The sequence below is a fragment of the Serratia sp. 506_PEND genome, assembly GCF_001076875.1.
Taxonomy (GTDB): Bacteria; Pseudomonadota; Gammaproteobacteria; order Enterobacterales; family Enterobacteriaceae; genus Serratia; species Serratia marcescens.
Genome location: NZ_JVEL01000437.1, coordinates 1 through 13339, shown reverse-complemented (window position 1 = coordinate 13339; position 13339 = coordinate 1). Strand labels below are relative to the sequence as shown.

The 13339-nt window shown below is 51.0% G+C and carries 19 protein-coding genes and 2 tRNA genes; 7 read left to right on the top strand and 14 right to left on the bottom strand.

The features are described 5' to 3' along the window. Window positions 1-36 precede the first annotated feature (36 nt). From ADK28_RS16660 to ADK28_RS30170, 14 genes are all read right to left on the bottom strand, one after another. Window positions 37-111 (bottom strand) — tRNA-OTHER (locus tag ADK28_RS16660). Between the two features lie 2 nt (window positions 112-113). Next, window positions 114-190: transfer RNA gene (locus ADK28_RS16655), tRNA-Ile, on the bottom strand. Window positions 191-587: 397 nt separating this feature from the next. Beyond that, window positions 588-1268: a bacteriophage antitermination protein Q gene (locus ADK28_RS16650; protein ID WP_048796144.1), complete on the bottom strand. Its 681-nt coding sequence runs from the start codon at window positions 1266-1268 to the stop codon at window positions 588-590. Next, window positions 1265-1561 carry a Ref family recombination enhancement nuclease gene (locus tag ADK28_RS30185; RefSeq protein ID WP_075202084.1) on the bottom strand — a complete coding sequence of 99 codons (297 nt, stop codon included), beginning with the start codon at window positions 1559-1561 and terminating at the stop codon, window positions 1265-1267. The genes ADK28_RS16650 and ADK28_RS30185 overlap by 4 nt, the downstream gene beginning before the upstream one ends. Continuing rightward, a complete protein-coding gene (locus tag ADK28_RS16645; protein WP_048796143.1) occupies window positions 1558-2157 on the bottom strand; it encodes a DUF1367 family protein in 600 nt (199 codons plus the stop codon). Before ADK28_RS16645 ends, ADK28_RS30185 begins: the two co-directional genes overlap by 4 nt. A 588-nt stretch (window positions 2158-2745) precedes the next feature. After that, entirely contained in the window at window positions 2746-3393 is a 648-nt protein-coding gene (locus ADK28_RS32750; RefSeq protein ID WP_075202083.1) for an HNH endonuclease signature motif containing protein, read from the bottom strand. After that, a complete protein-coding gene (locus ADK28_RS16635; RefSeq protein WP_048796141.1) occupies window positions 3390-3620 on the bottom strand; it encodes a hypothetical protein in 231 nt (76 codons plus the stop codon). The genes ADK28_RS32750 and ADK28_RS16635 overlap by 4 nt, the downstream gene beginning before the upstream one ends. Before the next feature lie 219 nt (window positions 3621-3839). Further along, window positions 3840-4160 (bottom strand): hypothetical protein, encoded by a 321-nt coding sequence (locus ADK28_RS16625; protein WP_082172299.1) that lies wholly within the window; start codon window positions 4158-4160, stop codon window positions 3840-3842. Continuing rightward, entirely contained in the window at window positions 4157-4561 is a 405-nt protein-coding gene (locus ADK28_RS16620; protein WP_048796139.1) for a hypothetical protein, read from the bottom strand. Before ADK28_RS16620 ends, ADK28_RS16625 begins: the two co-directional genes overlap by 4 nt. A gap of 37 nt (window positions 4562-4598) precedes the next feature. Further along, entirely contained in the window at window positions 4599-5054 is a 456-nt protein-coding gene (locus ADK28_RS16615) for a replication protein P (protein ID WP_048796147.1), read from the bottom strand. A 47-nt stretch (window positions 5055-5101) separates the two neighbouring features. Then, window positions 5102-5971, bottom strand: a complete 870-nt coding sequence (locus ADK28_RS29270) for a YdaU family protein (protein ID WP_053093513.1) — start codon at window positions 5969-5971, stop codon at window positions 5102-5104. Continuing rightward, window positions 5971-6924 (bottom strand): DNA-methyltransferase, encoded by a 954-nt coding sequence (locus ADK28_RS16605; protein ID WP_048796138.1) that lies wholly within the window; start codon window positions 6922-6924, stop codon window positions 5971-5973. The genes ADK28_RS29270 and ADK28_RS16605 overlap by 1 nt, the downstream gene beginning before the upstream one ends. A gap of 260 nt (window positions 6925-7184) precedes the next feature. After that, window positions 7185-7646, bottom strand: a complete 462-nt coding sequence (locus ADK28_RS16600) for a toxin YdaT family protein (protein ID WP_048796137.1) — start codon at window positions 7644-7646, stop codon at window positions 7185-7187. Between the two features lie 10 nt (window positions 7647-7656). Continuing rightward, window positions 7657-7905, bottom strand: a complete 249-nt coding sequence (locus tag ADK28_RS30170; protein WP_075202081.1) for a helix-turn-helix domain-containing protein — start codon at window positions 7903-7905, stop codon at window positions 7657-7659. A 106-nt stretch (window positions 7906-8011) separates the two neighbouring features. On the opposite strand from ADK28_RS30170, the gene ADK28_RS16595 reads away from it, so the two are divergent. The 7 genes from ADK28_RS16595 to ADK28_RS29265 form a co-directional block, all read left to right on the top strand. Next, window positions 8012-8476, top strand: a complete 465-nt coding sequence (locus ADK28_RS16595; RefSeq protein WP_048796136.1) for a helix-turn-helix domain-containing protein — start codon at window positions 8012-8014, stop codon at window positions 8474-8476. 284 nt (window positions 8477-8760) lie between these two features. Then, entirely contained in the window at window positions 8761-9099 is a 339-nt protein-coding gene (locus ADK28_RS16590) for a hypothetical protein (RefSeq protein ID WP_065426253.1), read from the top strand. A gap of 29 nt (window positions 9100-9128) precedes the next feature. Then, window positions 9129-9326, top strand: coding sequence for a hypothetical protein (locus ADK28_RS16585; RefSeq protein WP_048796134.1), 198 nt, complete (start codon window positions 9129-9131; stop codon window positions 9324-9326). 147 nt (window positions 9327-9473) lie between these two features. Continuing rightward, on the top strand, window positions 9474-9767 hold the full coding sequence (locus ADK28_RS31605; protein WP_152929709.1) for a hypothetical protein: 294 nt from the start codon (window positions 9474-9476) through the stop codon (window positions 9765-9767). Between the two features lie 137 nt (window positions 9768-9904). Next, window positions 9905-10138, top strand: a complete 234-nt coding sequence (locus ADK28_RS16575; protein WP_048796132.1) for a hypothetical protein — start codon at window positions 9905-9907, stop codon at window positions 10136-10138. Further along, complete coding sequence (locus ADK28_RS31600) at window positions 10135-10365, top strand: hypothetical protein (RefSeq protein WP_072270454.1); 231 nt, start codon at window positions 10135-10137, stop codon at window positions 10363-10365. Before ADK28_RS16575 ends, ADK28_RS31600 begins: the two co-directional genes overlap by 4 nt. Before the next feature lie 160 nt (window positions 10366-10525). Next, the coding region (locus ADK28_RS29265) for a RecE family exodeoxyribonuclease (protein WP_152929708.1) at window positions 10526-13339 on the top strand (2814 nt) is incomplete at its 3' end.

The window sequence follows — 13339 nt, the reverse complement described above, 5'->3', positions numbered from 1 at the left end:
AAGGCTGAGGTAATAGCCATTATACGATGCCCGCTTTGGTCCGCCATCGAGGTCTCGAACCCCGTACCTACAACTTAATGGTCGTTGCTCTTCCTGCTGAGCTAATGGCGGTTTGGTGGCCCTTGCTGGGCTTGAACCAGCGACCGAGCGATTATGAGTCGCGCGCTCTAACCAACTGAGCTAAAGGGCCGAGGCGCGAATACTAAAGCAGTCAGGATAACCACACAATACCCATTGATATTTCTTTACAATCTGTACCTGCAACCAGACTTACCTCAAACACCCGATCTTTGAACATCCGGTATATATCCACAAATACTTACATGCATGAATTCATGACCACAAACTGTATTAGCGCTTTTAATGAGCAGTACACTCCCCAGCACCAAAGTCACAACTATTAACGCCACCCGCCAGCCTTTCGACATATCCCCCCCACAATTCATATGAAGGTCAGTTTGACGTGTAAAAATCAAACAACAGGTTAACAACCCATAAAAAAACCCGCTCAATGGCGGGTTTGTATAATCTTGGCAACATATCAAAATTAGGCTTAAATATAGCGTAAAGTGTCGGGTTTTGCAATATCACTCCTCTGAGTCGACAATAACAACTTTTCCTTTCACCGCCACTAAAGCCTCTTCGTCCAAACTCGTAGCTATCGATTTTAAGGCCCGCCAAGGAGCGGCATAAGATTGATACCAAGTATCACGGTTAATCGCCAATAAGTTCGCCAGTGCCGTCGCGGCATACTCTCGGTATTCCTCATTCTTGTTTTTCGCTGCAACGTCTTGTACCGCCAACCAAACCAAAGAGATCAGCCGTAACTTCACCCGTTTCTGTAGTTTAACGCCCGCTAACTCTTTATCGTAGGACTCCCATACATGCTGGCAAATAAGTGTCTGAAGTTTAAAATCCAGGTTATGACCATAACAATAACGTACCCATGCCTGTTCATGTGCAGACAGTAAATTTACAGCCCTGCGCCAAGGTGCTGCAGCAAATTCGTACTCATTGATCGGTGGTAATGGCCTGCGCCTGCTGCGAGTTTCCAGCACATACAAAGCTGAGTTTTCTGCTTTAATCTGCCGAACACCTCCCCGACCATCATCCAGTGCAACGACGTGTACAGGTTTTCGTGGGTTTCGTTCTTTATCTGCCGGTGGATGCTCAGCAAATGCCTCTAGCTGCCCTTTCGTTCCGCCTGATAAATCCACCAGCGCAGCACGTAAATTAATACGGATATATTCAAGCTGCTGTGCGTTCATGCCAAAAACTCCCCGCGTAATTCGGAATCAATTTGCGCTAATAGACTTTCTTCTGTTCCGTAAATGCCTTCCCACATTTTCTGCCCAGCGTGAATAGCGACGCCATAGCCACCAGTCCGGTGGTGCGGGGGACATAATGGGATAGCCCGCTTGTGTGAAGATCGCTGTCCTACCCCACACCCTTTTCGCAAATGATGTATTTCTGCCGGTGAAGCCCCATATCCGAGATTTCGACAAACGACACAGCCAAGTTCAGCCACACGCTGGAGATGTTCGCGATCTTCCTTTTTCATGCGAACTCCAGCAACTGCATTGCGACGTTTTCTGCTTCTCTTTGTGTATTAAATTTCCGAAATAAAATGAAATTCCACAGCACATTGAACACTGCTTTATAAAGGCTCTGAAATGTATCCTCATCCATTTTTGCAAATGAAATTGATTGAGGGATGCGCTGGCGTAGCCCATTTGGGAGCACTACTTCATAGAAATACCCTGCTTCGACGGTTGCCCAGGCCCGATATGGCTCAAATGATTTGAGTAGCGCGATTTCTTGGGTGCGAAGCTGGCCGACCTTAAGCAGGTATTCATCGGCAACGGCACTGATAACTTCACCATGCTGCTGACCTGACATTTCAACGAGGTACCCGACAAAGCCGTCGATAAGCTGGCGTTCGGGGAGCGTCAATGCGCCACCGGTTGGTGTCCAGTAGTCGAAGCCAAATTGCAGAAGTTTGAAAAAACGCTTGTGGTATTGATAGTTACGGACACGGCGAAAATCAGCCTGTATCCATTCACCGAGTTTCACACGTTGCAAGAAATCGCTGGCCTCGATCGTCGCCGGGGTCAGGATTGTCGGTGCGGATTTCACTAACTGTATTAACTGCGCCATCTGGTCTCCCTGATGGCGCGATAGGCGTTAGTTGTTCAAGCTAACACCAACATTATAGCGGCTCATGTACAACGTAACCAGCCCGCTCTAGCAACTCGCGAAGTACATCGAGTGAGGCGATCAAATGATCGTCCGGAATAGTAACAATTGAAATTATGTCTCCGCTTTTAACTTCGATAACCGCACGGCCATTCAATGGGAGCAATTCAAGAAGCTGTTTGTTTGAAATCATATTTCACCTCAATAAGTTAGAATGTTTGTCGAGGCGAAACACCATGGAATTCAGGATTCACATGTTTCAGTAAAGCCGCTGGATTGGCTTTGTCTAATAGGCTGCATAGATCAATACTGACACTTCGATCGTTCAAACCGATCGATAGCACATAGTAACTATGGTTTATTGTTATACTCGTCTGATTATTAACAAAAAACCCGCAAATCTGCGGGTTTTACCATAAAATTCATTCGGTGGATGAAGAGCTCCAACCCATCAATCAGAAATCACTTTCAACATTAGCCAGGCGAACAGCAACACACCGCCGCAGAACGTCACCAACGCAAGGACAATCGCCAAAGTAAACCAATCCATTAGCCCCTCTCCCTTACTGCCGGCTTAACCGCTCCTGTTCTCTCGATCTTCCTGATAACGTTCTGCAACATGGTTTTGGCGTATAACGCAGGGGCTAATGCCTTAGGTGCTGTGCCTCCGCCGGCCCTCAAAAATGCAGACCTCGTGAAACTTGGTGCCAACCTCAAGTTATCAATGTCGTTATTTTCAACATCATCATCCAAATGTACAACGGTATACCCCAGGGGGATTGGTCCATTTATGCACTCCCACACGTAATTATCTAATGGCAGCCTTCGACCTTTTATTTCTATCTTCCTATCTTGCCGAATTGAGCGGTTACAATGCCTTCCCCAACCGTTAGTTCGCATAGTTACTCGAATAGCACCCTCGGTTTTATTCTCGCCAAACATTCTATTGAACGATTGGGTTAATTCAACATAGGGGAGTTCTCGATTGGTATACAGGAATGATAATTGCGCCTCCGTGTACTGACGCTCTAGCCTTATCGTTTTACCAAGACGCATAGAGACTATTTTATTTCTAACCGATAATTTTGTGTGGCTGCAATTAAACCTATAGTTAAGTGCTTCAGTTAATTCCTGATATGAAAGACCTCTGCAATTTTCTTTCAACCATAAAACCTGCATATCGGTGAATTTTCTCATTCTTCGATCCCCAATACTTTCGGCACCCGCCCAGCGTAGCCGTCATAAACAGCTTTCTGAGCATCCAACGCGACACGGTAGGTCTGGATCATCGTGCCAGCCACTTCCGATACAGCCTTGGCACGAGTTATTTCTTCCGCCAGCTCTTCCCCTTTCAGTGACAGATCGCCAAGTCTTTCAAGCATCATGAACTGGTGATTAACCAGGTCAGCGAGTGAGTTTTTCACGATTTCACCTCAACTTCTGTCGTTATGGCCTGAACGACTGGCCTGCCAACAATCCGTATATCCGATTGCCCTTGGAATAGCCTACCCAAGCGACCGACGGCTTGGTCCAATGCCTGCTTGTATACTTGGTCAATTTTGCAATCTGGCCCCCATGAACCGAGGTTTGTCAGTTCAAGAGTGAGTGTGACCTTTGCGCCGGTTCTAGATCTGACGATTGGCTTAGCCATGCTGGGCCTCCTGCGCCAACTTACGCACTCTGATTAATTCTGGATTCTTCAACTTACAAAGCTGAATCGTCGCTTCGTCTATCGTTTTGAACGAATACGCTTCTGTGATCTCTCGCGTCCAGTATTTGACTTTGTGCTCGCCCAGATCGCGCTCAAAATACAGGCGGCCAACACCAACCCATTTCGGCTTCCCATTCATCATCACGATGCCGCGATCGTCTGTCAGAATATCGTCCCCCTCGAACGTCATGAGGACAAACGGCCCCTCTGGCTTCAGAGTGCTTGGGCGATTGTTGTCTTCGGAACTAATCACGCTCCACCTCCACACGTTGAAACCCTCCCGCGCACGCTTCTCAACGCCTGGTCAAACATTTTGTGCATGTGGCAATATTTCAGTTCTGCCGGCGAGTGCGGTGGCCGCGCAGCCCCGGGTCGCTTACCGCGAGTTTTGATGGCGGCTGATGCGCTTTCTGAGTACTTAAAAAAACGCGCGTCGACACTCACCAGTTTGAATTTTTTTTCACGGCCCTCGATGGATACCTGCAGTGATGCATACGGCGATTTTTGCATGCGGATTAACCGACGGCGGAGACTGTCGAACGTCGGCTCGCAGCCAGGGTGGTGTTTTGTAATCAGGCTCATAATTTTACGAGCGGTAAGTTTTTTGCCGATAATTAGATCGACAAAATCATGGATTGCAATTCTCTTGGTCATTGGGTTTGCTCCGGTTTTTAGATGGTTGTTCATTGTGTTACCCCAGATTCTTTTTGCGCTTGTACTCCGCGTAGGCAAGTTCTGCCGGTGTGGGGCCGGGTGGTGCTTTTGGTGCTGCAAGTTGGCGGCGGATCGGCGGAGGCGGCAAGCCGCTTTCTGCCCGTTTTTCCCAGTAGGCCAGTTCCTTTCCTGCCAGATCCCGCAATTCCTTTTCGGTAAGCTTGAAATCAATCCCCTTTCGTTTCAGTACGATGCAAATTTGGTACAATACCGGATGTTTCCATGGGAAAGCCTCCGTGCTGCTGTACCGGTAGAACTCGTTACGCCAGCGCTTGTTTTCTGCGAGAACGTCGTCGACTGTCAGGCCAAGTACGCCACCGGTGCATTCAGCTACCAGCACCATGAATTCAGCAAAGTCCGGTGGCCAGTGGTTGCCAGCCTTCCACCGCTCTGTAATGGCACCGCAAACTCTCGTGAGGTGTTCACTCGTCATCGAGTTGACCTGTGCCTCCCACAGCTCCGAGGGTCGATTGCCATTCTTCACATTCCAGCNACATCTTGAACATCACCCCCCATAGAACCCAGACTGGCGGCTCCTGGCTGCTTCTGCTCCCATTCGGTGAATTGCTCGTAGTACGAGCGCTGATCGTTCTGATTTGGTCGAAATTCCGCATGATTTTCTCCTGTTGAAACTTTCGCTTTTGGCCCCCGGTCTTGTTCTCGGGAGAGCCAGCCAGTTATGAATCTTTTGATCCCCCGCTTGGTTTTGCGTTTACTGGGCTCGCTGAGTAGCCACCCCCGCTGGTTGCGCAGCTCCTGCCCCACATCGACCGATGGGTACAGCTCCCCGTATTCGACCAGCATCGGTTCGGTAACAGGGAATTCAGTCCCGTCGTTCAACGGCAACGTGATAAACACAGGGTCACTGGTCTGGAGCTGTGATTTTTCAGCTCCAGACAAGAGGTGTTTATCTTTTAGTTCTTTATCTGTATCTGTATCTATATTCGTTGAACGGTCGTTGCCATCTCGTTCAACGCCCGTTGAACGGTCGTTGGATTGACTTTGATTTCCTTTGTTTTTTTTCGCCAATCGTTTCTGCGCAGATATTTTTCCTGCTTCACTGCGCTGCGATTGAGCACCTTTAACAGAGAGCAAATCACGCTCAATCCGCTGGTGAACCCATGCGTTTCCATCGTCGATAAAAAACTCGTTCAACGACCGTTCAACATCCGTCCAACGGTCGTTGGAAAGCCGCGCTATTCCCGCCAGCCTGTTTTTTGGCAATGGCTTACCGGTCTGCCAGTAATTGAATATCAGCAGCAAGTACGCGCCGTGTTCCTCCGTTGAAAGATGCATGGTGTCTGCCAGGTAATCGGCAACATAAAACTGCATGTACGGAAGTGCCGCCATTAGCTGTTCCTGGTGTTTCGTGTGTCTGTGATTGATTTGGCTATGTCATTGACCCTGATGGGCACAAGCGCTGCATATTCAGGGTTAAGCTCACACAGCACCGCCTTACGGCCATGTGCCGCCGCGACGCCAGCCGTTGTGCCGCTACCACCAAACGGGTCGAGAACAGCGCCACCGACAGGACTACCGGCCAGAATGCACGGCTCGATCAACGCTGGCGGAAATGTGGCGAAATGCGCGCCTTTGAATGGCCTCGTTGGAACTGACCACACTGTTCGCCGGTTTCTCTGCTCCACCAGGCCAGAAACTGCCGCTGAGAATGACGCGTTATTGCGGTTACCGAAGGCATTGGCGTTACTCTTTGGCGTCACGCCTTTACCGCGCGGGTGTGAATTGCCAGTGACCGGCTCTTTGATGGCTTCATGGTCAAAGTAATATTTGGGCTGCTTACTAAGCAGAAAAATGTACTCGTGCGCCTTTGTGCAGCGGTCGCGCACGCTTTCAGGCATCGGGTTTGTTTTATGCCAGACAATATCCTGCCGCAGATACCAGCCATCGTCTTGAAGGGCGAAAGCGAGACGCCACGGCATACCGAGCATATCCTTCCGTTTTGCCCCATCCGGCACACCAGCCGCGCGGCGCTCATTACGGTTTGTCCGGCCATCTGTATAGCCATTATTTCCACTGAATCTGGCCGCGTAGCTGTCACCCATGTTGATCCACAGCGTGCCATCATCGCGCAGCACGCGACGAACCTCGCGGAATACATCAACCAGGCGCTTGATAAATTCCGCCGGCGTCGGCTCTAAACCGATCTGCCCCTCAACGCCATAGTCACGTAACGCGTAATATGGCGGGCTCGTAACACAGGTGTGGAAAGCCTTATCCGGCATTTTCTGTATGAGATCCACACAGTCACCGACATAGCAGCGGAAGAATTTATCCCAGGACATAATCAGCGGCGCCCCATTCGGCGCCCTGGTACATGCGGGCGATCCGGTTTGCCCTTCACCCGCTTTAGCGGCTTTGCGTACGTCTTTGCGACAGCTAGACTGCTGGCGATCGTCGCGTTTGGACGGGTTAGGTAATGATTGGCACCCTGCACAGCGGCGGAACGCGCCACATCAGCAGGGTGTCCATCACGTACCAATTGATCGCGGATTTGCGTTTCAACTTGTTCTCTTGAAAAGTTAGCCATTGGTTTATGCTCCGGTTAGTGCAGTGCTGAATAGGCGCGGCGTAGTTCGTACAAACTGCGTTCGGCTTCATCGCACTCTCTTTCAAAATCTGCCGGTGACGCGTGCAGCAACGCCGCCGCTATCGCCTCTTGATGTTCTTTCAGCGCACGAATTGCCAGATATTCAATGCTATTACCGGCAACCAGTCGGGCGCGCAGCTCCGCTGGCAGCGCAGCAAGAATCGCGGGCTGCAACTGCTGAATTTTCTGCTGCGCAGAAGCACTATCGCCATCAAGCCAGCGAAAAAGCTGCTGTTTGTTGTTGTGCCATGCAGCATCATCAACGCTGCCGTCAGAGCGTTCGATTTGTACCAGGTGTGGCTCTTGCATCTGCAGATCGAAATAAGCGCGGGTAATCTCCACAGCGACCGTGCGCTGAGTTGTTTCAGTAGCCCATCCGCGCAGTGCTTCGCGCATCTGCCCATGTTTGATTTTCATACATCAATCCTTAAGCAGCCTCGGTGCTACCATCATTCTCTTGAGGTAGTCCGTCAGTAGGGTTCGGGTAAGCTTTTGGGTTTAAGTGATGGGGTGTAACAGTCCAATCTGTAGCTTTTGCCCATTGGATTGCAGTCTCACCAGTCAAAATATATTTTCCATTGGCTACCAAACTCACCCAGCCCTGAGTTGTGCCCACAAGGGCCGCAAATTTGTGCTGGGGGATCCGGTTTTGTTTCAAGTAGATTTTTAAGTCCATAAGAATACCTTGTGGTCACAGTTAACATTCGCAATTATCATTGCTAATAAAAAAGAAAAGATCAACCGCATTTATCAAAAATTAGTGATACCAATAGAATTGAGGTATGAGCAAAAGACCCCCACTTAGTCCTGAAGATCTCCTAGCAGCCCAGCGGTTGAAGGACATCTGGAACGAGAAGAAAACAGCGCTGCGGCTAACGCAGGATATTGCCGCAGACATGATGGGTTTCAGTACCCAGGCATCGGTGAGTCACTACATAAACGGTAGAGCGCCACTGAACACGGACGCCGTAATCAAGTTTGCTGAATTATTACGCGTAAAACCTGAAGACATACGACCAGAACTAAAAAATTCAATGGATTACGTTCGTGTTTCTGGTAGCTACGACGAAGAGTTTGACGGAAAAGGATGGCGACTAATCAATGACAAAGAGGCAGAGCTATTAAACCTGTTCGAGATCTTGCCCGAAGTTGAACAGAGTAAACTCATCGAAAATCTCCGTGGTATGAATCAGCTTTACAATGAGGCGTTTGAGAAAATTTTAGCCTCTAAAAACCGCATTAAATAATCAACCAAACCTCCCCCAGTCCCGAATATTGAGGTGCTACATGTCTGTAGCGCCCTTTTCCTACGCTTAAAATCCACTTTCTTTTTCGTTTTTAAACAATGAGATAATCATTATCAGCATTTTTTAATGCATTTGATCTTTACATTTAAATTAGCATTGCTATTATTTGCACATCGAAAGCTACGGCGCGATAGGCAAAAGTTCTGACACCGGGAAAGACCGGAGGGCAGCCGGGAAGACGGCGAGCATAACCAATGACCAACCACGCAGCAGAGGATTACACGATGGCAAACGTAGACGCAGCACTGCAGATCGCACAATTCAAAAAATTAGCGGCGGCTATCGTCGTAAACGTAAAAACGCGCGTTACCAACGAAATGTCAGTAGATGAAATCATGCATACCATTCACGAAGAAATCCTGAGTTTCTTCGTGAAACAACAACAGATGGCGATTGAATACGTGACTTTCAATGAAGACCAACGCGCCAACTTTGCCGAGCTAATGTACTCCCTGCTTGAGCCGTTGGCGGGAGCATTTAAAGGGATGGAAAACCCCAAATACGCCGCCTATGTATCCGCCACGGGGAAAACTGGAGCTCGTAATTTCATGGTAAATGCATAAGCACAGGACTGTTTAAAGGAGCATAACCAATGATCAGCACAGCAATTCCACACAGCGGTAAGGCCACCAGCTTCCGCAATAAGCGCACCGGCGCGGCCTGGGTGGCACATTACGATATCCACCGCCAAGTCTATCGCTTCGAACCTGCCGGTAATCTTCGTGCGATTAAGTCGCCGTTTGAAACTCGCAGTATTCCGGCATACTTCGAGCCCGCCGGAACCCACTGAAAATGCAACACCAGGGAACGGTCGTATATTCCCGCCCGTAGAGGTAGGTAATACGACGCTGGAAACGTAACCGGCAACCTAATTAATTTCTATTCGGCTTATTAATTAAGCCACGGATCCCCATTACCTAAAATCGGAGTATGACCAATGAGCAAGACCGTTATTTTCAAATTGGAACAAATCAGCAATAACGTCGCAAAAGTATTTTCGAATGGCGAAACCGCCGGTTATATCGCACTGCCTGAAAATGAACATCAAAACCCACGGCCATTGGCTATTACTCATAACGGCAAAGATATTGGGTATCGCCATTGCGAGTTGTGTGCGATAGAAGCCGTCATCCGTCGCTTTGAACGCATCAAACCCGTACTGGAAATTAACCTCATTACGCAAGAAGAGGCAGCCCGTACTGTAAGCATCAACGTTATCGCCATCCACTGATTGCCGCGTGTAGTCTTCCCCGCCGTCGCTGGCGGGGCTTTTTAAGTTATTGAAATGTGTCAAGCGTTTCCCTTCCGGGGCGTCAACTCGCAGGGCGCATTTCAATATCAACCTGATACTCAATGGAGAGTATATTTATGGCTATCGACATTACCGTGAAAGTAGAAAGCATTGGCTCAATTGTAAAAACCGGCTTTCGCTCTGATTTGGAAGTGGAGCTTTACTGCGCTGAATTAACCGAAGCGATCGATGCGAAAACTATTATCGGTGAATACGATAAAGAAGAATTGCTTGAAGCTATTGGTGAAGATTATGTCCAGAAGTGGTTAGAGGAACAAGGATTCACGGTTTCTTACGGTGATGACCTATGACACCGAAAGTATTCTCGCCTGTCGCGGCACGCAATGCTCAAAAGGAATATTGCAACAATAAACACGTTCCACATTTCGCGCCAAATGATGGGATCTGTTTTCGCTGCAAAAAAGATATTTACCAGCAACACGGATTGCGTGGGTATGAAACTGGTATTTCGCTGGACGAAGCAAAAAACACCCATGTTATTTACTGCCCACACTGCAACCGTAGTTACTGCGATTAGAAAGTAAAAAGGCCCGCACAAGGCGGGCCAGTCTACCGGCTTTACGTCCCGGCGACGGGTTACCGGGGAACCACCCCCAGCAACCGGAGCATAACCAATGACCAACCGAGGCAGATCACTGATCGGCTGGCATTGTACCTAAACCTAGGAGAACTACACAATGCAAAATGTTGCAGCCTATCTTTACAGGGCAAAACAGAAGTCTGGGAAAAACCATCTTTTTACGTACTTTGAGGCGAAGTCTGACGATCACGCGGAGACTAAACGTGATTTTCTCTTCATGGAAGCTGGCCATTCAAAAGCCGACTACTTCGCGCCGGTACGCATCGATTTTCCAGTCGTCGACGAACTGCCCGTCGAGGGCGAATTCAGCGAAACATTCTGGCTTACCTGGGCGCTGGAAAGCGACGCCAGCAAAACCTGTGTGCCGCGCGACACGCTCGATCCGTCCGTGGCATTCCCGAAACTGTATCCCTACATGACAAAACCTGCAGGTGGTGCAGGCGCAGCAGAAAACGGCAGGAGCACCGAAAAACCGCAGGTGGTGCAGGAGCAGCAAAAACCTGCAGGTGAATACTTCGCGTCTAACCTCGACAAGCACACGGTGATCGCCGCGGCGTGGCTTTACGGCAATAACTGCCTGAAGCTGAACGACGAGCAATTGGCCGCGGCCAAAGCTCTGGTGATGGACGATGCGCAGCGCTACCCGCAAAACGTCATTCTGGCGCTGACCAGCCTTAAACAGTTCGCACACACCTACCCGGAAATGCCGATCACTGCGATCTCGGGCATGAAAGCCATCTGGCCACCGTTCGGCAAGGTGCCGGAGCTGGGCAAACTGTGCCAATTCGCCACCGAATACCTCGACGCTACGGTAGAACAGCGCGCGGGCGTTATCACGAAGTGGCAAACCTCAGCGGCCGGCGGCGCCAAACCAGCCGAAACCGCGCCTGAGGGGCCATTGCGCACCGAATCCGGCGCAATCCTCACAAACGGCGCCGAACCGGCAACCGGCACGCCGATCGACTCTCTGCAGATGCTGGAAACCGTAATCGGCTGCGCGCTGTATCCGTCTGATTTCGACATTTCAAACCCGCCGGGCGCCATCATCCGCGCGGTCACCGAGATGAAAAAACGCAACGATGCGGCGCTGAAAGCGTGGAATGAGCAGCTCAGCGCCACGCCTGGCGTTTTGCAGTTCTCCCGACAGGCGATTGTTGCACTAATCCGCGGGGCCGAAGAAAACCTGCACGTTACCCCCGGTGCGCTGCGCAGCTACATCAACGCCAATCTGATCGAAGTCGACGGTAAACCTGCGCAACAAAACGCGGAAAGCGTGCAACAAACTGGCGCCGAAGCGCAACAAACGGCCTCAAATCCGGGTGAAAAAGATGACGTGGTCGCCGAGTTCGAGACCGAGCGCCGCGCATGGCTTCGGGCTGAAATACGTGCGGCGCTGGCCGGAACGACTGGTGTTATGGATGAACGCGACGTTGCAGAATTGATTACTGCCATCGGAGACGTTTCGCACGGCTCCATCGCTCGACTGCTGGCCAAGGAGATCGAACCGTGCGATCCATTCAACCAGCTGGTTGCCGATGATGTTCATCACCTCACCTTCGACATTCTGGAGGAATGGCAGGATAAGAAGGATCCGCGCGTTGCCTACATCGATTCCCGCGTTGAGTTTTATCTGCAGGAAGCGCGTCGGGAATCAGAGCGAAAATGTCGGGAAATGGCCGCAGCCACCGACGGAGCCGGCAGCGGCGCGCGTCAGCAGGAAAACCCAGCGCCCGAGCGGGTTGACGCCTCAAATGAGGGCGTAAAAACGGAAGTCGCGCGGCAGCAACCCGGCGAACTCCGCAGCATCGGTGGCGGGCACTTTAGCTATGACCCGGCCGAAATGTTCGCCGCATCACCACTGGCCAAGGTCGACGCCGCGGGCGCCACAACCGGCGACGATGTTCGCGAATTCCTGGATTCGTCAACGGAAACGGCCGATGTGTCAGGCGAAACGGCGGAGTTGTCAGGTGAGAACGTAAATACCGCGGCGCCAGCCGAAGTACAGAACGAGCCTGCCGCGGCAGTCGTCAACGCACCGCGCCGGGAAGAACCGGCAGCCCCTGCATACTTCGAGCCCGGCCGTTATCTGGATATTCCGAACGAGGTCTATCACAGCGCCAACGGCATCAGCAGCACGATGGCAAAGGACGCGCGGATCAGCCTGATGTATTACCACGGCCGCCACGTTATCAAAACCATACAGCGCGAGCGCACCGATGCGCTGACGTTCGGCTCGTTGGTTCACGCGCTGGCGCTAGAACCTGAAAAGCTGGACGAGGAATTCAGCGTTGAGCCTGTGATCCCCGAGGGGGCATTCACAGATACAGCATCGATGCGCGCATTTATCGAACAGCACAACGCCACCCTGCCGAAACAGACCGACGCCGAAACGCTGCGCGCCGTGATCGAGAAGCATAACGCCACCCTGCAAGCGCCGTATGCGCTGGGCGGCAACGCTGACGAAATCGGCCAGTTCTACATGCTGCTGCCGCCGGAATTTCAGAGCATCCCAGAGGACGCAAAAATCACCCCCACGGCGATGAAAGCCTGCATCAAAGAGTACAACGCCACCCTGCCGGCGCCGTTGAAAACCACCGGCGGCCGCGACGCACTGCTGGAACAGTTGGCGACCATCGATCCGGAGTTTGTCGAGAAAGAGCGCGCGATTCCGGCGCCGTTGCCGGTCAGCGGCAGCAAAGAGGATATGGCCGCGCGTATCAAAACGATTTTGCCAACTGCGGTATTCGCCGACGAAGTGATCAGCGCCTGGAAAAATGGGAACGACCAGCGCCAGCCGATCACGCAGGCGCAGATGAAACACGCCAAGGCAATTCAGCGCGCCCTGTTCACCCACCCATCGGTCGGGCAGTTGCTGCAGAACCCACAACGCGCGGTCGAGGTCAGCTATTTC